Origin of the sequence: Providencia sp. PROV122, from assembly GCF_028482365.1 — a bacterium.
In the GTDB taxonomy this organism is placed as follows: domain Bacteria; phylum Pseudomonadota; class Gammaproteobacteria; order Enterobacterales; family Enterobacteriaceae; genus Providencia; species Providencia stuartii.
On the sequence record NZ_JAMPQI010000017.1, the window covers coordinates 27,852 to 54,709 of the forward strand.

The following is a 26,858-nucleotide window of genomic DNA, read 5'->3' on the forward strand; positions in this document are numbered from 1 at the left end:
TTTTGATTGACGCCTCGCTGAAATTGACCAAAATAGCCGATTACTTAATTTTTAGGGATCCTTTAACGCACTGAACACGCTGTTGAAGCCCACAGTTTGAGAAATAATGAGGAGCATTAAATGGGTTTGTTCGATCAACTGATCACCATGGTTGCCGGTGATAAAATGAGCCAGTTTCAATCCGTAATTGAATGGATTGATAAACAAGGTGGGTTAGCAGGGGTTGTTGATAAATTTAACCAACAAGGCTTAGGTGACATTATTCAATCATGGATCAGTAACTCTGAGAACCTACCTGTGAGCGTTAACCAATTAATTCAAGTTTTTGGTAACTTAGATATCCAACAATTAGCTCAAAAAGTGGGTATTGACCCGCAAGAAACGACAGAATTGATCGCCAAATATCTCCCAAAACTCGTTAATCAAGCTACACCAGAAGGTGTTCTGCCAGAACACGTTGATTTGTCTGCAGTTGGCATGAATATGCTGAAAGAAAAGTTGTTTGGTTAATACTGCCTCATCAAAGCAAAAGTGGTAGGTTAACCAACATGCTAACCTACCACTCACCAATATTTAGCTTAGTATTCGCTTCTTAACCTTTTAGCAGCTTCCACCATGTTAGCCAATGATTGACGTGTCTCTGTCCAACCACGGGTTTTCAAGCCACAGTCAGGGTTCACCCACAGACGTTCAACCGGAACACGTTTAGCAGCTTTTCTCAGTAGCGCCACAATCCACTCAACATTTGGCACGTTTGGTGAGTGAATATCATATACACCTGGGCCAATTTCATTGGGATAATGGAAGTCTTCGAAAGCATCCAACAATTCCATGTCAGAGCGCGAAGTCTCAATCGTGATCACATCAGCATCCAGCGCAGCAATCGAATCCATGATGTCATTGAACTCGCAATAACACATATGGGTGTGGATCTGAGTGTCATCATCGGCAATTGCCGCACTGAGTTTAAATGCTTCTACTGCCCAATTTAAATATTCAGCCCACTCATCCTTACGTAATGGCAAGCCTTCGCGAAGTGCAGGCTCATCGATTTGAATAATGCCAATCCCCGCTTTTTGTAGATCATCCACTTCATCGCGTAGCGCCAAAGCAATTTGTTTGGCAATTGTTTCACGACTAATGTCTTCACGCGGGAATGACCAACATAGGATAGTCACAGGCCCCGTTAACATCCCTTTGACTGGCTTTTCAGTCAGCGATTGTGCGTATTTCGCCCACTCTACCGTGATAGCTTCTGGTCGGCTAATATCTCCAATAATGACGGGAGGTTTCACACAGCGCGAACCATAGCTTTGTACCCAGCCATTTTGTGTAAAGACATAACCGTCAAAATGCTCACCAAAGTATTCAACCATGTCGTTACGTTCGGCTTCACCATGCACTAACACATCAATATCAAGCAGTTCTTGCTCTTTAATCGCCTGCTTAATGTGTTCACTGATACTGGTACGATAGTGCGTTTTATCTAAGTTACCTTTTTTGAAATCAAGGCGCAGTGTTCTAATTTCACTCGTTTGTGGAAACGAACCAATTGTTGTGGTTGGCCATAATGGCAAATTAAAGCGTTCACGTTGACGTTGAGCGCGTATTTCATATGGGCTATTACGTTCAGCATCCCCTTTACGGATCCCTTGCAAACGCTGATTGACCGCCGCATTATTGACACGAGTTGATGTCTTACGAGCACGAACCGGAGCGCTGTATTGTTCTAATCCAGCAAGATGCTCTGCCGTTGGCTCATTTAACGCTTGGCTTAGTAATGCTAATTCCGCACATTTTTGTAGCGCAAAAGCAAACCAACTTTTCACTTCTTCATCTAAGCGAGTCTCATCGTTGAGATCGATAGGGCTATGGAGTAGTGAACACGATGAGCCGACCCACAAATTACGTTGGCCTAACAACGGCTTAATACGTGCAAACTTTTCACCTAAGTCAGCTTTCCATACGTTACGACCATTGATAATGCCTAATGAGAGCACCCAATCTTGTGGTAGCGCTTGGTGTAATTTTTCGATGTCATCTTGCCCAGCGACAACATCAACATGCAATCCCTGTACTGGTAGCTGTTTAATCAGATCCAGATGGTGACTGATGCCATCAAAATAGGTTGTCAGCAACAGTTTGGTTTTCCCAGCTAACGCTTGATAAGCCGTTTGATACGCCTGCTGCCACTCTGTTGGTAAATCTAACACCAGTGCTGGTTCATCAATTTGTACCCACTCAATTCCTTTTTGCGCTAAACGTGCAAGAATTTCTTGATAGACCGGTAGCAGATCATTCAATAATGATAAACGATCGAATGATTCACCTTTTACTTTGCCTAACCATAGGTAAGTCAACGGACCAATTACAACAGGTTTGATAGTATGGCCTAGTGCTAACGCTTCATCGACTTCCTCAAACAGTTGTGTCCATGATAAGCTGAATTTCTGCCCTTTTTGGAACTCAGGTACGATGTAGTGGTAATTGGTATTGAACCACTTAGTCATCTCGCCTGCCGCTGCTGGCTTTCCTGTTGGCGCGCGGCCACGAGCCACTCTAAATAGTGTATCTAAATCAATTGAGCCATCTTCGTTTTGATGACGTGGAGGTACATTCCCCAGCAATAAGCTCGTCGTTAATACTTGGTCATACCAAGCAAAATCACCGACCGGTAATAGTTGCACACCGGCATCTTTTTGTTGTTGCCAGTGACGAGCACGTAATTCACGACCCGTTGCTAAAAGCGCTGCTTGGTCAATTTTTCCAGCCCAATAATCTTCTTGTGCGCGTTTTAGCTCCCTTTTCAGACCGACACGAGGAAATCCAAGTGTATGATTTATAACAGACATATTGACCCCTTAAAATTTTTAGCCGTCTAGATGTTTACACATCTATAATCAACAGGTACTGTATAAAGCACAAGCGCAAATTATTCATTGTCATCTTGAAGGTTTCTCATGATCGAATTAAAACATCTAAAAACATTGCATGCGCTCAGCCAACATGGCTCATTGGCAGCGGCTGCAACTTACCTGCACCAGACTCAGTCAGCATTGTCACATCAATTTAGTGACTTAGAACATCGTTTGGGCTTTAAGCTATTTATTCGTAAAAGCCAGCCATTACGATTTACACCGCAAGGGGAAGTGCTATTGCAACTGGCACACCAAGTATTACCAATGGTGAAAGATGCTATTCGTATTTGTAATGAACCGGGCGTGTCGACGCTACGTATCGCTATCGAATGCCATAGCTGCATTCAATGGCTAACACCTGCATTACAGCAATTTAGGCAAACATGGCCGCAAGTTTCAGTGGATTTTAAATCGGGAGTGACTTTTGACCCGCAGCCCGAATTACTTTCACGAGAGCTGGATATTGTACTGACTTCAGATATCTTGGCTGATAAAGAGATCCACTACACGCCGCTGTTTGATTATGAAGTAAAATTAATTGTGGCTAATGATCACCCTTTAGCAAAAAAACCGATTATCGAGCCTCATGATCTCGCCGATGAGACCTTACTAATTTACCCAGTACAACGTCATCGCTTTGATGTTTGGCGCCATTTCTTACAGCCAGCCGGGGTTTCACCAAAGGTGAAAGCCGTTGATAATACATTGATTTTAATACAGATGGTGGCAGCTAAAATGGGGATCGCCGCATTACCACATTGGGCGGTGGATTCGTTTGAAAAACAGGGGTTAATTAGTATAAAAACATTAGGGAGTGGTTTGTGGAGCCGGTTGTACGCTGCATGCCGTGAAGGAGAGCAACGCCAACCCGCTATTGAAGCTTTTACCAAAACGGCCACTAATCATGCCGTTGAGAATCTGTCTTACGTGAAACCGGTGAAAGTATCCAACGCCTATGTACCCACAGAGACGCGACAATCAGGCTCGCTCCAATGGTAAAACTCAACCAATCTGGATGCTGTTGCCAGATGGCAAAATTAACCAGTAGCCCCGCTGGAACCATCATATTATTCATGATAGCAAGGGTTCCGGCGTCTACTTTTGTGGCGCCATAATTCCACATAAAGTAACCGATGCCAGAAGCCACAACACCTAACCACAGTAAAACCCACCATTGAACATGTGTGGTTGGCACTAGCGATTTATCCCCAAATAGCCCCCATCCGAACAGTGCGACCAGCGTTGCACCGATATAAAACCATGAAAAAGCTTGATGCTGAGGGATAGGATATATTTCCATCAAACGCTTATATCCCACCTGACCGACAGCAAAGAAGATATTAGCTAATTGCACAAATATCAGACCTACCCAGAAAGATTCACTAAGATGGTCATAACGAATGATGGCTGCACCAATAACGGCAAGTAGCGAGCTAAACAAATAGCCCATCCGTAAACGTTGGCGCTCCAATAGATCATAAATAAGCGTCACATACAGAGGGGTGAGTACCGTAAATAACAAAAATTCCGCGACGGTGAGATGGCGATACGCTTGGAACACAAAGAAATACATAATACCGAGTTGGCATGCACCAACAATCATGTACAGCACAATCACTTTGAATCCCAGCCCTCGCCAACGTAAAAATGGCAAGAAGACCAATGCCGCTAAAGAAACACGTATTAGGACGGATAGCCAGCTATCCACTTGCCCAGCGAGATATTCACCAATAAGACTAAAAGACGCTGCCCAAAGCAGCGTCGTAATCACAAGTAACCACATTATTGTATTGTTCTCAATTAATGCTCTTTTTCAATCAATACAGCTTCCAACAAATCGAGATCCGTCAGTAAGGATTGCAGCGTTTCATTGCTAATTTTACGCGTTGCACGCAGGTGATATAACTCACCACGTTCAGCACGTAATGCGGTTAGCCTAAAGCGCCGCTCTAAATCTTCAATCTGTAAGTTATGTTCGATTTCATCTTGGCTAGCGGTACGTCGGCGCAAATGCCCCGTAACCCTTGAGGCCACTTCACTAATATCCTCTGGGTCTAATTTTTCATCAACATCCGCCGATAAACGCTCTTCCATCTTGTTTAAACTCACAATGGCGACTTCAGCCATTGCGGCTTTCGCCATACGAATTTCGTTAATATCCGCTTCTTTATCACCGACTTTAAAGTTGCGCAGCAACAGCGGTAACGCGATGACGCCCGCGAATATTGAGAATAAAATCACCCCTGCCGCAATAAAGACTAATTGATAACGCGCTGGGAAAGGTGAACCATCACTTAAAAAGAGGGGTACTGAAAGCACACCGGCTAAGGTAATCGCCCCACGAACTCCCGCAAAAGAAGCTAGCCACAGCTCACGTACCGTATAGTTAGCAAATTGCAGTGGCCTTTTTTTCAGGAACAGGCGGCTAAACCTTTTCATGAGCCATAACCAACAAAAACGCAAAATTAGCAAGGCAAAGTAGATAATGGCGACTGCCGCAAACAACATCCACGTTTCTACGCTAGGATCCAGTTCCGCTTGCAGTACTGATGTTTCCCAAATCCCCGGCAATTGTAAGCCAAGCATGATAAACACCAAACCGTTAAATACGAATTCTAACATTGACCATACGCTGTCAGCACGCAGTCTCATCGCTAATGGCGCATTACGGATCACCCCAGATTTGGTGATTGTCATCCCCGCAGCCACCGCAGCCAAAATGCCTGAGAAACCGATATGCTCCGCAATCATATAAGAGGCAAAAGGCAGCAATAACATAAAGACAATTTGGGTTGCAGGATCATCGCCACTCCAGCGACTCATTAAGCGCAATGACTTGCTGTAAACCCAAGTCACAATGATACCGGATAGCAAACCACCTATCGCCACTTTAAAAAATTCAATCGTGACGCCAGACACTGAGAACATCATGGTTTCCATTGCAATCGCAACCGCAAATTTTAATGCAACCAGACCTGAAGCGTCATTCATCAATGCTTCGCCTTCCAACACGCTCATCATACGCTTAGGTATACGACCTTTACCGACAATCGAAGAGAGCGCTACCGCATCCGTTGGCGAAAGGACAGCAGCAAGTGCAAATGCAGCAATCAAAGGAATACCCGGCATTAACCAGTAAATGAGATAACCGATACCCACAACGGTTACCAATACCAGTACTAATACTAGGATGAAAATCTCACGACCATTTTGGAAAAATTCACGTGTTGGCGTTTTCCAGCCATCAACGAATAGCAATGGCGGGATCAATAGAACCATAAAGAGTTCAGGGTCAAACGTGACATGTAATCCAAACTGAGGCCATGCAAGCAATGCACCAATCGCGATTTGAATTAAGGGTAATGGAACGCGAACAGGGATGACTTTTGTCACCACACCTGAAACAGAAACTGCCAAAATTAAGATGAGAATAGTAAAGAAAATTTCCATGTTGCCCTTACTGATTAACGAAATGAACCAAACCCAAATATGACCCGTCGCAGCAGAATATTAGGTAGCTCGTCAGGCCATGAAATTTTTCAGTAAAGCCAGCAACTCGTGAAAACCCGCGGATTTCACATGTTTCACCGCCTTTTGTCTATTCTATCCTTAACTAACTACTAGGCGGGAAAATAATTCAAACTTTAAGATTAATCGCGATAATACATTAGGGGGCAGCCGATGCGCCAGCCCCCACAGAACAACGAATCTTAAATCGCTAAATCAGCAGCATAAAATGCCACTAATAGAACAGCAATAACCACGGTTCCAATATTCAGCTTACGCCACTCACCCGCAAAGATACGTCCAATCACCAATGCGGCGAAACCTAACATAATGCCAGTAACAATGTTACAGGTCAGAACAATAAACACAGCACATAATAAACCGGACATCGAATCGACAAAGTCATCAAAGTTCAGTTTAGAAACATTACTCAACATCAACAGACCGACATACATCAAAGCTGGCGCCGTCGCATACGCAGGTACTAAATAAGACAAGGGGGATAAAAATAGAATCAATAAGAACAACAGGCCAACGACCACCGCAGTAAGCCCCGTACGACCACCAGCAGCAGTACCAGCAGCAGATTCGATATAAACCGCAGCAGGAGAAGCCCCAATCGCTCCAGCAAAGATACTGCTTACCGAGTCCGCGGTTAATGCTTTACCACCATTAATAATTTGCCCATCTTTATCCAGCAAGTTAGCTTGACCAGCAACCGCACGGATGGTTCCTGTCGCATCAAAGACTGCGGTCATGACCAATGCTAATAAGCTTGGTAACACGATAGGTTGCAAGGCTCCCATAATGTCCATGCTCATGATCAGTGATAAACCATCTTCACCTAATGAAGGAAGCTTAAAGAAACCTTGGTACTTAACGGCAGGGTCAAAAATTAACCCTATGATTGAAATAGCAATAATCACCAACAGAACACCACCGGGCACGCGACGCTTCTCTAAGCCAAAAATAACCGCTAAACCCGCTAATGCCATTAATACAGGGAAAGAGGTAAAATCGCCAAGTGCAACAGGTAGCCCTTCATTTGGGTTTTTAACGACCAGCCCGACACCATTTGCGGCTATCAGTAATAAAAATAACCCAATACCAATCCCAGTACCGTGCGCAATCCCCATAGGCATATTACGCAGGATCCAGCTACGAATTCCTGTCACCGAAATAATAGTAAACAGGCACCCCATAAGAAACACGGCCCCTAAAGCAACAGGGATACTGATTTTCTGGCCTAACACCAAGCTAAAAGCCGTAAATGCGGTAAGTGAAATCGCACAACCAATCGCCATTGGCAGGTTAGCCCACAGCCCCATCAATAGTGAGCCAAAACCCGCCACTAAACAGGTCGCAATAAAGACAGCTGTAGGAGGGAACCCTGCCTGCCCTAACATTCCCGGAACGACAATGACGGAATACACCATCGCCAAAAATGTCGTTAACCCTGCAATAATTTCACGACGAACCGAAGAGCCACGCGCAGAAATTTTAAAATATTTATCCAATTTGCAATTGGTTGAAGCCTGTTGGCCAGACATGGAAATACCCCTGCTAAATATGACAAAAAGCGCCTAATCTCACTGACGAAAACGATTACGTTTTTAGAAAAAACTGATTGAGCGAGTGATTTACTCACTCCCCACTCTCACGCAATCGTTTGGCTTTAACAATAGAGATGGCAGACTATGAAGCGGGCAATTATCAATCGAAATCGACGTATTGATCAAGTGTTTTCAAGTTACATGGGGCAATCGCACACAACAAAGCAAACTTAACATAAATTTTTAGATTTTATCCCTAGCACAGTGAGGAGGTTTTACCGAATTTGGCATCCTTACTATCCGACTTATTAACCCTCTCTATTGTGAATGGATTTTCTTTTCGTTTAGCTACAGTTAATAAATATTTTGTTAGAGTTAAGTGTTGCTTCGCTAAATAATAGTGAGGGGTATTAGCGAGAGGATGACAAATAACTTATTTTTTAAATCGCATTTCTTACATAGAATATAATGCTGCAAAAATATAATCTGGCAACGAGAATTTAAATAAAAATCAACTTTAATTTCATTATGTTAACAATTTTTATGTGTAAACATTAATTATATTTGATCTCGTTAAAATTAAATATCACATAAAATTATTAATTACTGACATATATTCACTGCAAGAACAATGCAAAAAAAATTAACACCTAATCAAAAGTCATTAATTTTATTTATTGGCTTTCTCGCCATCTATCTTTTACCTGGTATTTACGGGCACACTCCGTGGAAGCAAGATGAAAACTATAGCTTTGGTATTATCCAAACTATGTTCGAAACAGGTAATTGGCTCGTACCAACGAATGCTGGCGAACCGTTTATGGAGAAGCCACCACTGTACTATTGGGTCGCCACCATCAGTGCCCATTTGCTATCTGGCTTTATGCCGCTTTATGATGCGGCGCGCAGTGCGACATTGTTATTTTCAGTGATTAACTTTTCATTTTTTATTCTACTTGCTCGCCGTGCCTTCAATACAGACCATATTAGTGATAAACGCATTTGGATTGCATTCGCACTCTACCTTTGCGCCCCCGGCATTTTAAGGCATAGCCATGATATGTTTACGGATGTTGCACTCATTACAGGTGCTACTATCGGTTTGTACGGCATTCTTGGGCTAATACGCCAAGAAAAGGTTGCGATGTCCGCATTATGGCTAATGTTTGGCACAGTGATCACCATGCTATCAAAAGGGGTGTTTATTCCGGGTGTGTTATGGTTAAGCTTACTGCTAGCCCCGATTTTTCTACCACACTGCCGCCAAAAGCTTTTTTGGCTACCTGCAATCATCGCCGGTCTCGCTGCTCTTATCTTGATTTTACCTTGGCCTATTTTACTCTATCGCCAACATCCCGATCTGTTTATGACTTGGTTTTGGGAAAATAATATCGGTCGTTTTCTAGGCTTCTCTGTTGAAAAATTAGGTGCCAAAGCGAACTTAACACGTGTACCAGCATCCGTGCTGCTATTTGCACTGCCAGCAGGCATACTGGCTACCCTCTATTTTATTAGAAATCCGTTAAAACGATTACGTAGCCGTAACGAGTACTTAGTCACCATTTTCCCGCTACTTGGGATTGTATTTTTACAAATTTCAGCAACAGGTAGAGCGCTCTATTTGCTCCCTTTCATCGCCCCACTTGCAATCTTAGGGACCCAAACCGTGCTTGCGCTTCCTGAAAAAGTGCTACGCGGTTTCTCATGCTTTGCGGCTACGCTATGGTCACTACTTATTATTTTCCTGTGGGTTTGCTATTTTATCGCCCTTTCGGGTCAGACGCAGGCGTGGCTTACACCTTTTAGTAAATGGCTACCGATGAGTTACCAAATGCCATTTTCGATAGTTGCTTTGCTAGTCGCGACAATCCTCACCGCCATCTGGTTTTTACGCGGAGTGTTATTGAGCCGACAGATTACCTTACGTGCCATGCAAAACTGGACGCTAGGCATATGTATCGTATGGGGGATCACATTCAGCTTATTTTTGGGCTGGATAGACTATACCAAAGGGTTTAAAGATGTCTTTGTCGATTTAGAACAACATCTAAAAGGCCATTATCATGCTAATGACTGTATGGCATCCGATAATATCGGTGAATCCGAAGCCCCTATGCTGTACTACTACACAAAGATCTTACATCAACGGCAAGATCGCTTTGAAAAACCAGAGCAGTGCCGCTGGTTAATTGTGTTATCAAAACAGATCAAGCCAGCTCCCGCAGGTATGACGCTATTTTGGAGCAACCACCGCCCCGATGAATTCACCGAAAACTTAGTTGTTTATAAAAGCATTGAGTAGAGAAATGAAAAATCTGTGCCAGTTTATCACCACTGGCACACTATTTTTTAGTTAAGCTTGTTGCGTGCTTTGGGCGCTATATTTTTCACGCGTAAACCACAAAAATGCTGTAGCAATAAAAATGAGTAATACGGGTAACCCCGCCAGCGAAAGAGATGTCACGACGCCAGCTAATAACGGCCCGGACAAATTACCAATTCCCCATAACATAGCCGCAGCGGCATTCGCAATAATTAGGTCATTGCCTTTAAAATATTGACCAATTTGCACGAGCGCAATGGTGTAAATAGCACCGGCTGTTGCCCCCAAAACAAATAACAAGACCCAAATTAAATAATGGTGAGTTATCAAGAAAGGTAATAAACAACTCGCTCCTAATGTGACAACGCCGCAAATCCGATACAGTTTTTCACGGTTCATATGGTCCGCTAACCATCCAAATGGCATTTGCATCACCGCATCCCCCGCTAAAATTGCACTGATCATCATCGCGGCAATCGCCTCAGTATGCCCCATTCCCATACCATAAATAGGAAACATCGATAAAATCGTGCCATCAAAAAAAGCGAAAAATAGAATACCAGCACAAATACCCGGAGCGACTTTAACAAACTGAATAATTGAAAAACGTGATTCACTGGCTGTCGCGGAAATACGGTCACCCACCTTTTGTTCCATAATTAAAAAGAGTGCTATAGATATCAGGTGAAGTAAGGTGCAAATCAATAATGGAGATTTATCTTCTACGCCATAGTAAGCAATAAAAGAGGGGCCGAGTAGTTGGCTCACGGTAAAAACGGTGGTGTAGATGGCGAGGATACGGCCTCGCTTGCTTTCCGGGCTAAGTTCATTAATCCATGTTTCCCCTAAACAAATCAGTACACCGCTGGCTAACCCTGTAATCAAACGTAATGGAAAGAGCAGCCACAATGGTAACGAACTCAGTAACGGTAGCAAACTTATTGCAGAAATAATGGTTGCGATAAGCATTGCTTGTCGTTTCCCACACCAACGAACAATCCGTTGCACCATAGGGGCAATTAAAAACATCCCTAAAGCAGGTGCAGCTGAAATAATGCCAATATAGAGTTCGCTAACACCATAGTTATTTAATCGCAAAGCGACCATTGGGATACTTAAACCAATAACGATACCAATGACAGCAATACTGGTTGTAATGGTAAAAATAGCGAACGAAGGGGTACGACGAAAATGCTGTAAACGCTGATTATCAGAGCTCATTTTGATATTAATCTGCTTTCATTAATGAAAGCTTCCATTTTAAATTCTATTTATTAACGTTAAACACAATATAAAAACCCTTCATCATCTGGAATTACCGAAGATGACGAAAGGTAATTGTATCATGCTTTATATTTTATACTGATAAATCTTTAACAGTGACGTGAGTTACAAAATAAAAAAATAACGATATAGCAAGGCAATACCTGAAATTAAAATAATAATATTGATAATTTTCAGGAAAGATTCTCGCGATATTTTCAAGGTAATATGGCGCCCAGCCCAAATACCAATCAACATTGCGGGTGAGAACGCTAATGCCATCAGCAGAATATCGACATTCACATAGACACCCATCACTAAAAAGATTGTGACACGCGTTAACGTGCTAAAGCCTATTAATGTCATTTGGGTGATGCGAAAGCGCTGTTTATCGGCTATGCGGCTTGATAAGTACATAGCATAAATAAAGCCACCGCTACCAAATAACGCACTAAAAATACCGCCGATCAAGCTGAAAGGAACAACTAATATCTTAGAAAAATGCGATTGGCCTTTCTTTGAAAAAAAGGCGTTCATAACATAAAAAATCACAAATATACCAAGTAATAAAATCAGAATATCTGGGCGTGTTTTTAGTAAGATAGCCGCACCAATTAAACTCCCCACAACCATGAGTGGAATAATCCATTTTATTTCTTGATAATCCGCGTTTTTACCATCTTTTACTAGATTGATCAGCGCCGCCGTTAAATCAATCAGTGCTAATATAGGCACGATCATATTTAAAGGAAGATACATTGCTAATACAGGCGTGGCTATCAAAGCGGATCCAAACCCAGCCATCCCAAAAACTAAATAAGCGCACAGTAGTGTAAAAAAACAGATCGCCATTTCTAGCGAGAAAAAATCAAACGGCATAATTAGCCCTTACAGGGAGTATTTTTGTTCACTATAATTTTTTCTGAATAAATAAAAAAGCCCTGTTTTTATTACCTAAGTGAACGGATTGATTATTAAATCAGGTTGCCATCTTCATTTTCTTCCATTGTCGAAATATTATGCCTTTATCAGTACGTTTCTGACATAACGTTGTTATGATGGTAGAATTAGCAGCATAATTTAACTTTCAAGGAAGACACAGGGTGGATAAAAAAATCAACATTAAAATTGGTCAAAAAGTACGCTTACTCCGGCAAGCAAGGAACCTCTCCTTGAATGAACTAGCACGTTTATCAGGGATCTCAAAAGCGGCTCTTTCTAAACTGGAGTCTGGCGATTCAAACCCAAGAGTTGATACCTTAGAAGCCATCGCCATCGCATTACGCTTCCCATTGAGTGATCTATTTACATTACAGCATGAAGCCTACCCCTACTTTGTGAAGTCAGCTCCTCAGCAAGGGGATTATTCACAACAATTTAAATTTCGTATCAATATGGGCAATATTTCTGAAATATGGCAGTTGAATATGAAACGAGGCGCCATTATTAATAGCCCCGCACATATGAGCGGAACTCATGAACATATCATGCTGCATACTGGTTCATTGATGTTACGCTTAAAAGATGAACAAACCGTGTTATTAGAAGAAGGGGATTTTTATGCCTTTAGTTGTGATTTTCCCCACTCCTATCTCTGCATGGAGGGGGAATTAAATGCAACAGTCGTGATGACGTACTCGCATCTTAGTGACAGTATCTAAACTTCGACATGCTTCGCATCATAACTGATCCGCAAGATCCCTTTTTTATATTTCATCGACTTAATCACAAACTGGCAAATTTTACCGAGTGAATCAACATGAGTGCCGCCACAAGGCACCTCATCACCTTCAGAAACGCGACAAAGGCGTAACTCTCCTCGTTGTTCAACAGATACAGGATAGTCACTGTACAAGCGTTGATTGACTAAAGCTTCTATTTCCCTTTCATCTAGTTGTTCAATGGGGGTGGGGTTATCACTAATTGCACTAAACTCTACTCGTGACTCATTCGGAAAATGGTGCCCTTTTTGCCCCTTCCATCCAAAACAAGCCATTTCCCAACTTAATAAGTGCCCCGTCGTATGCAAAGCCGCATGATATTGGCGCTGTACCTTATCAATTTTCGCACTGACAGCATCACCAACATTCAAATTCTGATCCGGCGCTAAATAAGCAATTATCCAGCCATTTGGGTGTTTCTTAATACGAACAGGCTGATCATTGATCCACCCGGCATCGGCTGGTTGACCTCCGCCTTGTGGATGAAAAATATTATCCCTTAGCGCAACCCATTGCCCCTCATCATCTTGGCCTTTTTCAAGTACAGTTGTTTGAATTTCATAGCGATAAGTATCAGTCAGATAAATATTATTCTGCATAAAATGCCCCACTTATTTGTTGATGCTTTACAGCGTAATGCTGAGTTTGTTATACCACCATTGTTCACTTTAAGAAACAATAGAACACTAAAACAAACAAATGTGCTTAAATTGTGCGTTCAAACCAAATAAAAAATTCAACCTACAGGATAAATGTAGGTTGAATATAGAGAGCCAGTGGCGATGCAATGTTATTGCAAATAGTTTTGCATTGTCTCAAATAGTCTTAGGTCATCACTAAAACGGACTTCCCTAACATCTTCTAGTTTTTCAACTTGATTCACCATTTGTGACAAGCGCTCATCTTTTTGTACTAATAGCCAAATTCGGCTTTCATCTTTATCTTTTATTGGCATACATAAAATGCCGTCCACATTAAAAGCACGACGCGCAAACAGGCCACAAATATGCGACATAACACCAGGATGGTTGCGGACAATAAGTTCTAATGCAATTGGGTGATGTTCAAAAACCATAATTACGCTCCGATCATATCAATATTTGCTGCACCCGGTGGAACCATTGGATAAACCTTTTGATTCACATCGATCAGGGCATGAATTAAGCAAGGACCTTTCGTGTTCATAATCGCTTCTAATGCCATTTCAGGATCCGCTTCCGTATTTAAATCACAGGTTTTCAAACCAAACCCCGCCGCAATTTTAATAAAATCTGTTTGATATGGATAAGCTGCGGCATATATGCGGTTATCAAAAAACAGCTCTTGTTGCTGATACACCATCCCCAATGCTTGGTTATTCATCAGAACAATTTTGATATTTAATTGGTGCTCAACTGCGGTGGCAAGCTCTTGAATATTCATCATCAAGCTGCCGTCACCAGAGAAACATACGATGGTTTGCTCTGGGTTCGCCAATGCCGCACCAATCGCGGCAGGAAGGCCAAAGCCCATCGTGCCTAAACCGCCAGATGTTAACCACTGGCGAGGACGTGATAGCGGATAAACCTGTGCCGCCCACATTTGATGCTGCCCAACGTCAGTGGTCACTATCGCTTCTTCGCCCGCGGCTCTTGCAGCAGCAAGCACTAAGCCGTAATGGCTTAATGGATTATCGGCTTCGCTTAAATTTAATGGGTAGTCCTGCTTTAATTGATTAACTCTTGTCATCCACTCTTCACGTTGATTTTTTTCAACTAACGGCAGTAATAACTCGAGAATTTGCCCTGCATCTGCATTGATAGCAATATCAGGTCGTTTAATTTTACTGATCTCTGCTTTATCAATATCTACATGAATAATTTTGGCATTAGGACAGAATTTTTCTGCACGACCTATCGCTCGGTCATCAAAGCGAGCACCGATAACAATTAGCAAATCAGCTTCTTCCATCACCATATTCGTGCTACGCGCCGCATGCATTCCTAACATTCCCAAGTAGAGCGGGTGGCGCATAGGAATAGTCCCTAATGCCATCAGTGTCATCGTCGTTGGTAATGTCGCTTTCTCTGCAAACGCAATCGCCGTTTCTGTGGAGCCTGAACTAATCACGCCGCCCCCAAAATAAAGTACAGGACGTTTCGACTGATTAATCATTTCCGCCGCTTGGATCACTTTTTCCATCTCAAAGTTCGGCGCCTTATCTTTTGGCTGAATATCTGGCAATGCGTCTAATTCGATCGTTGCCGTCTGCACATCTTTAGGAATATCAATCCATACTGGGCCGGGACGACCGGACTCTGCGATTCGGAAGGCGTCACAAATTACTTGCGGTAATTCATTGATGTTACGAACTAAATAGTTGTGTTTTGTGACAGGAATAGAAATCCCATAAGTATCAACTTCCTGAAAAGCATCGGTGCCAATCATTGAAGAAGGAACTTGGCCTGTAATACAAACCAGTGGAATAGAGTCAAGCTTAGCGTCCGCAATGGCCGTGACTAAATTCGTTGCCCCTGGGCCACTCGATGAAATACACACTGCCGCTTTTCCGGTTGTACGCGCAATACCTTGTGCAATAAAGCCAGCACCTTGTTCATGACGCGCCAAAATATGGCGGATTTGCTTGCTTTTACCTAAAGCATCATAAAAAGGGAGGGCTGCACCGCCAGGGATCCCTGAAACAATGGTAATGCCATGTTTTTCTAACAAATGGACTATCAGTTCTGCACCTGTGTAGCAGGTTTTATCTGATGATGTTGTACCCGATTCGCTCATAATCTTATCCTTCACACTAGCCGGTGAGATTCGAGCGGCGATTCATAAAAAAACCCCGCTCGGTTTGCGCCGGCGGGGTTTTTAATCTGCGTTGATTGTTCCCGTTACGGCGCTAAGCCCACGACCACCACCACACGCACGACCACCGCGGCACGTGGCGCGGTTAGTAGTAGGTTTGAATGATGAAGAGTCATGTTCACGGGTTATTCCTGTCTGTCGATATTAATTTGGTTTAAATTATTAATCATTATTTTGTGTAAGTGCATTTAAGAAAACACATCTTGTTCACAATGACAATCATTTTTTCCATTTTTATTCATCTCACATTTAAAACGCGATCAATATCACACTACTAACTTACCAGAGCATTTAACTGGCAATTAGTTATTTTTTGGTTTTATCCACTCGTTAAACCGAGATAACAACCAGGCTCTTAAATTGACTGATATTCCCTCTTGACTTCAAGTTGACTTGAAGTTGTAAGCTGCACATTTCCTGTATTTCACAACAATAAATTGGCAAAGCAAACTCAGCTTAACTGATTATTTCTATTAGTTTATTTTATTTTTAGAGGGTATTATGCCTAAAAATGTTTGGTGGTTAGCTATCGCATTAGCACTGTTTACAACGGGGAATGCTATTGTACTTTCAGTGGCAGTCGTGATCGGCGAGAAACTTTCCGTAGATCCGACTTACTCTACGGTTCCACTCCTGAGCCAATATATTGGTTTAATTATGGCAACCATTCCTATTGCATATTTAATGCAGAAATACTCAAGAAAACTCGGCTTTATACTGGGGAGTTTTTCTGGGATGATCGGAGCCATTCTATCCATTGTTGGTATTATTTATTACAACTTAACCTATTTCTCAATTGGCCTATTCTTTACAGGAATTGCCATTGGTACAGCACAACAATTTCGTTTTGCAGCGCTCGAAGAAGCTCCTAAAGCTTTACATGCTAAAGCGGTTGGGTTAGTGATGAGTGGAGGAATTGCAGCCGCCTTAATCGGCCCAACGTTGGCCGTTATGACACAGCGCTTTTTCACTGAATACCCTTTTGCTGGCCCCTTTAGTGCATTAACGCTCATCTATGTTATCGCTTTTATTTTATTATTAAGAGTGCCTTTGAAAAAAGTCGAACAACAAAGGCAAAACCATAGCAAAGCGAAACGTAGTTATAAACAACTGTATTCACAACCGATATTAAAATTAATTACTATCGTAAGTGCGGTTGGCTATGCGTTAGTGGTATTGACTTTCGCTTCCATTCCACTCTCTATGAAACAACACAATTTCCCCTTCTCTTTAATAGCTCTTGTATTCCAGTGCCATGTACTCGGTATGTTCGCACCCTCTTTTTTTACAGGGCACCTTATTCATCGTATTGGAACAAAAAAGATCATCGTTATCGGTATTTTGTTGCTGTTTCTCTCTGCCACAATAAACCTGCTGGGAAGCCAATTTTATCACTATCTACTATCAGGCATATTCGTTGGTGTCGCGTGGAATTTTATTTTAATCAGTACCACCCAACTATTACCTCTCGGCTATGAAGATCACGAAAGAGCAAAAGTGCAAGGTATGACAGATTTTCTTATTTATTCTTTTGGTGCTTTAGGTAGCCTTGCAGCCGGTGTGTTATTTTTCTCGCTCGGTTGGCAATTGATGAATGTCCTGTCAATGGTCATTTCAATTTTCATTCTTGTTTTTTGTATTGCTTTAAAAAAACATATTACGCAATGAATTAAACAATAAGATAGGTATTTAATTTTATATATACAGGTGTAATCGTCGTCTGCCATAGTGGAATACACTGTATTATAACCTGTTTAAGTTTTATTTATTCAAAAGCTATCCGATGAGTAATATGCTTATAATCTAACAAATAGGAAATGTATTATGTATAATAAATTACCCATTTCATATAGCAGAAAACATACTCAATTTCAGTCCTCTATTATCTCTGAAATCCTAGTTTGGATAGAAGGGAACCTTACTAATCGATTATCATTAGATGATATTGCACAACATTCTGGATATACCAAATGGCACTTACAACGGGTATTTCGTAAAATTGTCGGTATGCCTTTAGGGGAATATATACGCCGTCGACGGATCTGTGAAGCGGCGAAAGAGCTACAAACCACAAACCTTCAAGTAATTGATATTGCTTTGAAATACCAATTTGACTCCCAGCAATCCTTTGCCAAAAGGTTTAAGGCTTATTTAGGTATTTCACCTTCTTTATATCGTCTTTCCGACACTGGTTATAATGACCTCTTGTTACTAGAGCCTAAGGTCGCTTAACCATTGAATATGAAAAAACATCGAAATTTGACGCATTACTGTATTACTGACTAATAAGCTCCTAGTAATAATACTTACTGGAGCTTTATTTTTATTTAAATCCATTTGTTATCCTTTTTCCTTTTGATTAAATATTAAGAAACCCTTAATGTTCATCCTCGATAAATATTTTATAATTGATATAAAAAGACAAACTTTCATTATTAGGTTAAATAAAAAACCATATTAATTAGAAACTTTTTATATTTAGATGTTTTTCTAAACCTATTGCATACGGTGATAATATTAGTGTCATTTTCTACATTAAAATCACAATAATATGATATTCAGTATTAATCTCCTATATTGTAATAGCTTCCCCCATTGGATCATCGGCATATTAGGCGATATTGTTTATCAATGCTATAAATCCCCCTTACTCTGCCATCACTCGTTCAATTGTTACCAATTAAGTAAAACATCCTTGTTCCACTACGTGGTATTTAGCCCTGCTCTTTCTCAATTACCGCTTGATAACGGACTGGCCGTTTGAGTTTTTTTACTAAGCCATCTTTTTCTGCGCGCTTCAACCACTCATTTAATTGTGATTTGTGTAATTCTGTCTTTGCAATAAGTTCATCAAGTGAAATTGGTTCTTTAGCCAACCCTTGAAGTTCCATTGTGAATAATTGATAAAAATCCACAGGGGTTGAACGCAGCTCCTCAATCTCTATAGACTGCTTTGAAACGACCAAACTGTCTGTTTGCTCCACACCACTTGATACATTGCTCTCTATCTCTGGCAGGTTGGCTTCTAATATTGGATTAGGCTCTGCAAATAATTCTGGTTGTTCAGGAACGGCAGATGAAAAAAGATCAGGCTGTTCTTCTTTTACCTGCTCAACACTATTGACGTCATTTCTAATAAGTTCTGCAATATTAGAGTGTTGCACATCATCCGTTAACCAGCGCGCGCCTTTAGCGACCAAATCAGCATTAGCAGCACTTTTGTCAATTGTCGGCTTGACCCATAGAGGCACCCACATTTTTTTTAGATTTTCTTCAGCACCACTTAACGTACCCCCTTTTTTACCTGAATGGATCACAAGAGCGCTATCTGCTAAACAGTAAATATACTTATTGCGAGCCATCGCATTACCGGTGCTAAAACCCGCTTCTGGATAAAAAGGTGATACTAATACCGCATGCCCCTCCATTAGCCCTTTACGCCATTTACTACTCGTTGCGGCTTTTAGTAAATTATCCGCCACCACACCAATAATTACGCCACCTTGCCGCATAGCGCCTAACATTGCCGTTTCATCGACACCACGTGCTGCCCCTGAAATAATCGCGACATTATCGGATGCTGCTTTAGCACCAATTTGGTCTGTATAAGTGAGATCAGACACACTTGCATTACGTGAACCAATAACGGCTAATCCCCCCATATTCAATAACGCTTTATTCCCACAACCAAATAACACGGGGGGAGAATCTGTTTTTAACCGCTGTTTTAAACGTTTTGGGTATTCAGGATCAGAACGCGTAACCACCCACAAACCCGCTCGTTGCCATTTCTCTATGGCAAGAGCAAGGCTATGCCCACGGTTCAATAGCTCCACAATCCGTTCTGTACTAATACGAGCATCGTGCCACCCACTGAGTAGTGCCTTCGGATCAGAGACTAAAAGGTCTGCTGGTGTCGTTGATTTTTCTTTCAACCATAACGCAAACCGCCCCCACTCCGTATTAGTGAGCGGCTTGACGGCTTCACTACTCGCCTTGGAAAAATAGCTAGTTAGTAATAAAGTCGCTTGCGCTGTTGGTGACAATGAGCTAGATACATTCATGAGTCTTTTACCGAAGAAGAGGCAAGTGCAACTGGATATACCATACCACTACCTGCCTGCTGTAATAATGCCGCGATGACTGTTAGCGTCCAGCCGGAGTCCACAATGTCATCGACCAAAAGTACGGGCTGCCCACATAATAATTCTGTAATAGCAAATGCGCCATCCAAATTCTGGCACTGGTGGAAACGATTTTGCTGACTTTTTTGTGGCTGGTTATCTTTAATTTTGCTCACAGAATTCACAAATGGCAAGCCTAGTCGCGAGGCTAAACGGCGAGCAAAACTTGGTACTAATTCTGGATGGTTTCGCGATGGTACACAACAGACCCATTGTGGTGCAGGGGTTGGTTTCCAGCGGTTTTGGATCATTTCTGCCATCGCTTCGACTAATTCATCACTAAAATACCCAGCATATTTGTTGTTTGCAACTAAACGCCCCCAACCAGCATCCCCCCAACGTGATAAAACCCGTCCTTCTTGAGCACGGAGATTTTGTGGCAGACTACCTTTAAAGCCATACTCCAAGAAAGCATTAGCGGCAACCTGTGCTTTAGGTTTAATCGCCATCTCGGCGTGCTTAAGAAAAGTTCCCGCCCGATGAACCAAAGCGGGGTCGATGGCTTGGTTGACAACTGGGCGTGCTATACAGGATGCACACTTACCGCAAGGAGTCGGATCATGGTCGTCTAGAGCTTTGCGCAGAAAGGTCATCTTGCATCCACTGTCTTTCAAATAGGCCTGTACTTCTTGCCACTCTTGAACACGCTGTCCTGTTAAATGTTCAATACGCGCATGATCCATTTGGTAATGTACAGGCGTCCTTACCCAGCGGCTGCCATTTTTAATGACGGGCGCCGGGTTTTCCACGCTCAATAATTTAAGTACCTTCTCAATCTGCCCGTAGCGCAGGTTAGTTTTCTCCTCGATATTACGTATTGATAAACCATCACCCTGTTCTAGCGCCTGTAAAACCTCATTGACTTGCATTTCAGATGGAAACGCTGAGCCCCAGAAAAATTCATGAATGTCCCGATCCTCTACACCAGACATTAATACGCCTACTGCATGGTCAATACCACGGCCAGCACGCCCTACTTGCTGATAATAAGCGACAATAGACCCCGGAGCTTGATAGTGAATGACGAAACTTAGGTCGGGTTTATCATAACCCATGCCTAACGCGGTCGTCGCCACCAACACCTTTAATTGATTATTAAATAGTAATTCCTCTAAATGTTGACGGTAAACATTACTATTTTCAAAATCATCACTTTCAACGCTGCTATGATAAGCCTTCGCATCGATACCGTTACGATTTAGCCATTCAGCAACTTGTTCAGCATCACGTACTGTTAATGTGTAAACGATGCCTGTACCCGGCAAATTGGGAATTACCTGAGCTAGCCATGCTAGACGAGAACTTTGATCGGGCAGAACCATGGTTTGCAATGCAAGGCTCTCTCGGATCAATGAACCACGCTGGATCCGGATATGACCAAGTAAGGCCTGAATATCATCGACAACACGATTATTAGCCGTCGCAGTGGTGCCTAATACTGGGGTGTTTGCAGGTAACTGACGCAAAATATTCACAATGCGACGGTAGTCAGGGCGGAAATCATGCCCCCAATCGGAAATACAATGAGTTTCATCAATCACCATCAAAGCGATACGATCTGCAATAGGCTGAAGTACTGTTTCAATAAAACTATCATTAGCTAACCGTTCAGGTGAAATCAACAAACAATCAATTTGATTATTGTGAATACGCTGCGTAACACTTTGCCAATCATCTTGGTTAGTTGAGTTCATCGTCTCAGCCACAATCCCCAAACGTTCCGCTGATTCAATTTGGTTGCGCATCAAGGCCAACAATGGCGATACAATAATCGTTGGCCCCATACCTCTATCGCGGAAAATCTTCGTACTGATAAAATAAACCGAACTCTTCCCCCAACCTGTTCGCTGTACAACGAGTAACTTCTGTCGATGATTTACTAGTGTATCAATCGCTTCCCACTGACCATCTCGAAATTCGGCAGTAGGGCTAGCTAGAGCGGTTCTTAGTAGTTGTAGGGCTTCGGCACGGTTCATTATTACTCCTTAATTTATTCGGTAAGTTCACCGTTGATAAGTTTGGGTAGCAACAAGTCGTGAAATTACATAATGTTCGCTATATTCAAACAGCCTGATAATTTAGAGCATCGATTTTCAACCTGAATATCACGTGTATTCATTCAAGCTAATAGGAAACAAAAAATATCAACTGCATTAATATTATTTATATTTAAAGGCAATAGCACGACTTCCATTATTATTTTCTCGCTTCATGAACTGCATAATAAAGCCACATTTTACCTTTTCCAGCCGGAGGTAAAAAACTGCGAACGTTCTCAAATTTCTGTTCAATTTATTGATATTAAAATGCTTCTGAAACAATAAATTCATTTGGTAAAAGCACAAACACTCTTTCCGTATTGTTAGCCATTACATATAGCTTCTTTTAGGGAATTATCTTTCAGTCTAATGGAATGATTCTGATTGGTGAAAAGAGAGGGAACGACCACTATTTACCTAAATAAAAAATAATATTTTTAGTATTTATTCAACACCCAACATTTGTCTAAAACAAAAAACCTTCTAAATGCTCTCACACTTAGAAGGCTGAAGTTTGTTTTCTGCACTTTGTAAATCAGACGGCTAAAAAAACCTCAGATCTACTTTAATTCGATTTTTATTCCAATCAGAACGGAATATCGTCATCGAAGTCCATTGGTGGTTCGCTGCTTTGTGGCGCAGGTGCTGGTGAACGCGCTGGGGCGCCGCCGCCACTGAATTGCTGAGCCGCTGGTTGCTGAGGCTGACCCCAACCGCTTTGACCACCTTGGCTTTGGCCTGATGATTCGCCACCACGACCGCCTAACATTTGCATTGAGCCACCGATGTTAACCACAACTTCAGTGGTGTAACGGTCTTGACCACTTTGGTCTTGCCATTTGCGAGTCTGCAAAGAACCTTCAATATAGACTTGAGAACCTTTTTTCAGATATTCACCAGCAACTTCAGCTAATTTGCCGAAAATCACGACACGATGCCATTCTGTTTTCTCACGCATTTCACCAGTTTGCTTATCGCGCCAGCTTTCAGAAGTTGCCAGAGTCAGGTTTGCAACAGCACCACCGTTAGGCATGTAACGGATTTCAGGATCTTGCCCTAAGTTACCGATAAGAATTACTTTATTTACGCCTCTGCTGGCCATTTAAACACTCCTGATCCATTAAATTTAATCTCTGTATTAGTCGTGAAGTTTAGCACGACCAACCCATAATGCATACGAATTGCATACTAAAATAGATGTAGCTTGCTCAAGTTGCGAGCAGCTTTGAAAATTTAAATTGTATCGTTCTTGAAGGTTCACAAACTGACAACCTGAATAATTTACTGTGCAGCTACGCGATACATTAATAATTCGACAATGCAAACACCAGCCTTGTTCAGTGCGAATGAATATAATCAACAACGCGACAACTCAAGATCACATGATTATAATCTGTTTTTTAATAAAACACTGTATATTCATTCAGTCTGAATTGTGCGATAATGATTCACTTATGATTGTTCACTATCAAATCATCCGGGAAGTGGTAAATGGATAATATCGAAGTACGCGGTGCCCGCACTCATAATCTGAAAAACATCAATCTCATCATCCCCCGAGACAAACTGATAGTTATTACGGGGTTGTCAGGTTCAGGGAAATCATCATTAGCTTTTGACACACTCTATGCAGAAGGTCAACGGCGCTATGTAGAGTCCTTATCCGCCTATGCAAGGCAATTTCTCTCACTGATGGAGAAACCCGATGTTGATCATATAGAAGGGTTATCACCCGCTATTTCGATTGAACAAAAATCCACCTCTCATAACCCAAGGTCAACGGTGGGCACAATCACCGAAATCCATGACTACTTACGTTTATTATTTGCCCGTGTAGGTGAACCACGCTGCCCAGATCACGATATTCCGCTAGCGGCTCAAACCGTGAGTCAAATGGTCGATAACGTGCTAGCACAGCCTGTTGATCGTCGCATGATGTTATTAGCCCCTGTCGTGAAAGACCGCAAAGGTGAACATGTCAAATTGTTAGATAACTTGGCCTCTCAGGGCTATATTCGTGCACGTATCGACGGTGAAGTGTGTGATCTGTCCGATCCTCCAACGTTGGAGTTACAAAAGAAGCATACCATTGAAGTTGTGGTTGACCGCTTTAAGATCCGTGATGATATCGCACAGCGCCTCGCTGAATCTTTCGAAACCGCTCTTGAGCTATCCGGCGGTACCGCGATTGTTGCCGATATGGATGATCCCGACGCAGAAGAGTTAGTGTTTTCAGCCAATTTTGCCTGCTCGGTATGCGGCTATAGCATGGTGGAATTAGAGCCTCGCTTATTCTCCTTTAATAACCCCGCCGGGGCATGTCCGAGCTGTGATGGCCTTGGTGTTCAACAATTTTTTGATCCTGAAAGGGTGATCCAAAATACCGAGATATCACTCGCAGGTGGGGCTATTCGCGGCTGGGATCGCCGGAACTTCTACTACTTCCAAATGCTGCAATCCCTTGCTGAGCATTATAAATTTGATGTTGAAGCCCCTTATGATTCTCTGAGTCCTTCCATTCAGAAAATTATTCTGTACGGCTCAGGTAAAGAGACGATTGAGTTCAAATATCGTAATGATCGCGGCGATATTACGGTTCGTCACCACCCTTTTGAAGGGGTGCTCAATAACATGGAACGCCGCTATAAAGAAACGGAATCAACGGCGGTACGGGAAGAACTCGCCAAATACATTAGCAATCGCCCTTGTGTGACATGTCACGGAACACGTTTACGTAAAGAGGCGCGTTTTGTTTTTGTCGAAAATACCACGTTGCCTGAAATTGCTGACTACAGTATTGGTCATGCGATGGCGTTTTTCCAAAATCTTAAACTCAGCGGGCAACGGGCAAAAATTGCAGAAAAAGTCCTTAAAGAAATTAGTGACCGATTAAAATTTTTGGTGAATGTTGGTCTTAATTACTTAACGCTTTCTCGTTCGGCAGATACTTTATCGGGCGGTGAGGCGCAACGTATCCGTCTCGCTAGCCAAATTGGTGCAGGCCTTGTCGGGGTCATGTATGTTCTGGATGAACCGTCGATCGGTCTCCATCAACGCGATAATGATCGCTTGTTGGAAACCCTCATTCATCTACGCAATCTAGGTAATACCGTTATTGTGGTAGAGCACGATGAAGATGCTATTCGCGCCGCAGATCATATCATTGATATTGGTCCGGGGGCTGGCGTCCATGGTGGTCAAATCGTTGCACAAGGTACCTTAGAAGATATTGTCGCCAATACAGACTCTTTAACAGGCAAGTTCCTAAGTGGCGAGCGGCGCATTGATATCCCTAAAAAACGGGTTCCCGTCAATAAAGACAAGATGCTCAAACTGTTTGGCGCTAAAGGGAATAACCTGAAAAATGTGACCTTAAAGCTTCCTGTTGGCCTATTTACCTGTATCACTGGGGTATCGGGTTCAGGGAAATCCACATTGATCAACGATACCTTATTCCCTATCGCACAACGTCAATTGAATGGTGCCACCACAATTACACCAGCACCTTATCTTGATGTTGAAGGGCTTGAACACTTTGACAAAGTCATCGATATCGACCAAAGCCCTATCGGGCGAACGCCTCGCTCAAATCCAGCGACTTATACAGGGGTGTTTACACCGATTCGTGAGTTATTTGCTGGTGTACCGGAATCTCGTACTCGTGGCTACAATCCAGGTCGTTTTAGCTTTAACGTTAAAGGGGGGCGCTGTGAAGCCTGCCAAGGTGATGGTGTTATCAAAGTTGAAATGCACTTCTTACCTGACGTTTATGTGCCCTGTGATCAATGTAAAGGTAAGCGCTATAACCGCGAAACATTAGAGATAAAATATAAAGGCAAAAGTATCCACGAAGTGCTTGATATGACTATCGAAGAGGCTCGTGATTTCTTTGATGCTGTGCCAGCACTGGCTCGTAAGCTGCAAACCTTGATGGATGTGGGGTTATCCTATATCCGCTTAGGCCAATCAGCGACGACCTTATCCGGTGGTGAAGCACAACGTGTGAAACTGGCTCGTGAGCTATCGAAACGCGGTACTGGGCAAACCATCTATATCCTTGATGAGCCAACCACTGGGCTGCATTTTGCCGATATTCAGCAGCTCTTGACGGTACTACATCAATTACGTGACCAAGGCAATACGATTGTCGTCATTGAACATAACTTAGATGTGATCAAAACCGCTGATTGGATTGTTGATTTAGGCCCTGAAGGGGGAAGTGGTGGCGGTGAAATCTTGATTTCTGGTACACCTGAAGAAGTGGCTGAATGTGAAAAATCGCATACTGCTCGTTTCTTAAAACCCATCTTAGCACGGGGCTACTAACCACAAGCGTGACAGCGCCTTATTTTGAAATCGAAAAACGCGGGCAAAACCCTAATGCCGATCAGTCAGTTAAGAACTCAATAATAGGTTGAACGATCCTACAGTGCTGTAAAAATCCGTAATCATCCCAAGATTACGGATTTTTTTATGTTACTTAGTCAAGCTCTCAAG

General features: G+C 42.4%; 20 protein-coding genes. 7 read left to right on the forward strand and 13 right to left on the reverse strand.

Annotation, left to right across the window (positions count from 1 at the left end; genetic code table 11):
- Positions 1-120 precede the first annotated feature (120 nt).
- The gene (locus tag PSE69_RS13300) at positions 121-510 is read left to right on the forward strand and encodes a YidB family protein (protein WP_004924685.1); all 390 of its coding nucleotides are present in this window, start codon (positions 121-123) and stop codon (positions 508-510) included.
- A gap of 68 nt (positions 511-578) precedes the next feature.
- Here the strand turns inward: PSE69_RS13300 and metE are convergent, their stop codons facing one another.
- Positions 579-2,852: a 5-methyltetrahydropteroyltriglutamate--homocysteine S-methyltransferase gene (gene metE / locus PSE69_RS13305; RefSeq protein ID WP_053110155.1), complete on the reverse strand. Its 2,274-nt coding sequence runs from the start codon at positions 2,850-2,852 to the stop codon at positions 579-581.
- A 108-nt stretch (positions 2,853-2,960) separates the two neighbouring features.
- Between metE and metR the strand changes: the two genes are divergently transcribed.
- Complete coding sequence (gene metR / locus PSE69_RS13310) at positions 2,961-3,917, forward strand: HTH-type transcriptional regulator MetR (RefSeq protein WP_004924682.1); 957 nt, start codon at positions 2,961-2,963, stop codon at positions 3,915-3,917.
- Here the strand turns inward: metR and PSE69_RS13315 are convergent.
- The 3 genes from PSE69_RS13315 to PSE69_RS13325 all read right to left on the reverse strand — a co-directional run bounded on the left by PSE69_RS13315 (position 3,817) and on the right by PSE69_RS13325 (position 7,975).
- The gene (locus PSE69_RS13315; protein WP_014656864.1) at positions 3,817-4,701 is read right to left on the reverse strand and encodes a carboxylate/amino acid/amine transporter; all 885 of its coding nucleotides are present in this window, start codon (positions 4,699-4,701) and stop codon (positions 3,817-3,819) included. The two genes, metR and PSE69_RS13315, sit on opposite strands and share 101 nt — an antisense overlap.
- Before the next feature lie 17 nt (positions 4,702-4,718).
- Complete coding sequence (locus PSE69_RS13320; protein WP_004924681.1) at positions 4,719-6,368, reverse strand: Na+/H+ antiporter; 1,650 nt, start codon at positions 6,366-6,368, stop codon at positions 4,719-4,721.
- A gap of 260 nt (positions 6,369-6,628) precedes the next feature.
- Complete coding sequence (locus PSE69_RS13325) at positions 6,629-7,975, reverse strand: NCS2 family permease (RefSeq protein WP_004924678.1); 1,347 nt, start codon at positions 7,973-7,975, stop codon at positions 6,629-6,631.
- Between the two features lie 634 nt (positions 7,976-8,609).
- On the opposite strand from PSE69_RS13325, the gene PSE69_RS13330 reads away from it, so the two are divergent.
- The gene (locus tag PSE69_RS13330) at positions 8,610-10,280 is read left to right on the forward strand and encodes an ArnT family glycosyltransferase (protein ID WP_121874951.1); all 1,671 of its coding nucleotides are present in this window, start codon (positions 8,610-8,612) and stop codon (positions 10,278-10,280) included.
- A 51-nt stretch (positions 10,281-10,331) separates the two neighbouring features.
- Here the strand turns inward: PSE69_RS13330 and PSE69_RS13335 are convergent, their stop codons facing one another.
- Complete coding sequence (locus PSE69_RS13335) at positions 10,332-11,522, reverse strand: MFS transporter (RefSeq protein ID WP_121874950.1); 1,191 nt, start codon at positions 11,520-11,522, stop codon at positions 10,332-10,334.
- Between the two features lie 168 nt (positions 11,523-11,690).
- Complete coding sequence (locus PSE69_RS13340; protein WP_014656867.1) at positions 11,691-12,443, reverse strand: sulfite exporter TauE/SafE family protein; 753 nt, start codon at positions 12,441-12,443, stop codon at positions 11,691-11,693.
- Positions 12,444-12,667: 224 nt separating this feature from the next.
- Between PSE69_RS13340 and PSE69_RS13345 the strand changes: the two genes are divergently transcribed.
- On the forward strand, positions 12,668-13,225 hold the full coding sequence (locus tag PSE69_RS13345; protein WP_004924471.1) for a helix-turn-helix domain-containing protein: 558 nt from the start codon (positions 12,668-12,670) through the stop codon (positions 13,223-13,225).
- On the opposite strand, the gene PSE69_RS13350 is transcribed toward PSE69_RS13345, so the two are convergent.
- From PSE69_RS13350 to ivbL, 4 genes are all read right to left on the reverse strand, one after another.
- Complete coding sequence (locus PSE69_RS13350) at positions 13,222-13,884, reverse strand: hypothetical protein (RefSeq protein WP_121874949.1); 663 nt, start codon at positions 13,882-13,884, stop codon at positions 13,222-13,224. The genes PSE69_RS13345 and PSE69_RS13350 overlap by 4 nt on opposite strands.
- Before the next feature lie 191 nt (positions 13,885-14,075).
- The gene (ilvN, locus tag PSE69_RS13355) at positions 14,076-14,360 is read right to left on the reverse strand and encodes an acetolactate synthase small subunit (protein ID WP_004924476.1); all 285 of its coding nucleotides are present in this window, start codon (positions 14,358-14,360) and stop codon (positions 14,076-14,078) included.
- 2 nt (positions 14,361-14,362) lie between these two features.
- Complete coding sequence (gene ilvB / locus PSE69_RS13360) at positions 14,363-16,060, reverse strand: acetolactate synthase large subunit (protein WP_014656869.1); 1,698 nt, start codon at positions 16,058-16,060, stop codon at positions 14,363-14,365.
- Positions 16,061-16,164: 104 nt separating this feature from the next.
- Positions 16,165-16,254 (reverse strand): ilvB operon leader peptide IvbL, encoded by a 90-nt coding sequence (gene ivbL / locus PSE69_RS13365; RefSeq protein WP_154598840.1) that lies wholly within the window; start codon positions 16,252-16,254, stop codon positions 16,165-16,167.
- Between the two features lie 385 nt (positions 16,255-16,639).
- Between ivbL and PSE69_RS13370 the strand changes: the two genes are divergently transcribed.
- Both PSE69_RS13370 and aarP read left to right on the forward strand, forming a co-directional pair.
- Positions 16,640-17,806: an MFS transporter gene (locus tag PSE69_RS13370; protein WP_004924485.1), complete on the forward strand. Its 1,167-nt coding sequence runs from the start codon at positions 16,640-16,642 to the stop codon at positions 17,804-17,806.
- A 156-nt stretch (positions 17,807-17,962) separates the two neighbouring features.
- On the forward strand, positions 17,963-18,370 hold the full coding sequence (gene aarP, locus PSE69_RS13375; protein ID WP_004924490.1) for an HTH-type transcriptional activator AarP: 408 nt from the start codon (positions 17,963-17,965) through the stop codon (positions 18,368-18,370).
- 482 nt (positions 18,371-18,852) lie between these two features.
- Here the strand turns inward: aarP and PSE69_RS13380 are convergent, their stop codons facing one another.
- The 3 genes from PSE69_RS13380 to PSE69_RS13390 form a co-directional block, all read right to left on the reverse strand.
- Complete coding sequence (locus PSE69_RS13380) at positions 18,853-20,202, reverse strand: DNA-processing protein DprA (RefSeq protein ID WP_102780980.1); 1,350 nt, start codon at positions 20,200-20,202, stop codon at positions 18,853-18,855.
- Positions 20,199-22,298, reverse strand: coding sequence for a RecQ family ATP-dependent DNA helicase (locus PSE69_RS13385; RefSeq protein WP_004924500.1), 2,100 nt, complete (start codon positions 22,296-22,298; stop codon positions 20,199-20,201). The genes PSE69_RS13380 and PSE69_RS13385 overlap by 4 nt, the downstream gene beginning before the upstream one ends.
- A gap of 649 nt (positions 22,299-22,947) precedes the next feature.
- Complete coding sequence (locus PSE69_RS13390) at positions 22,948-23,463, reverse strand: single-stranded DNA-binding protein (protein ID WP_004924506.1); 516 nt, start codon at positions 23,461-23,463, stop codon at positions 22,948-22,950.
- Between the two features lie 389 nt (positions 23,464-23,852).
- On the opposite strand from PSE69_RS13390, the gene uvrA reads away from it, so the two are divergent.
- On the forward strand, positions 23,853-26,687 hold the full coding sequence (gene uvrA, locus PSE69_RS13395; protein ID WP_014656873.1) for an excinuclease ABC subunit UvrA: 2,835 nt from the start codon (positions 23,853-23,855) through the stop codon (positions 26,685-26,687).
- The last annotated feature ends 171 nt before the right edge of the window (positions 26,688-26,858 follow it).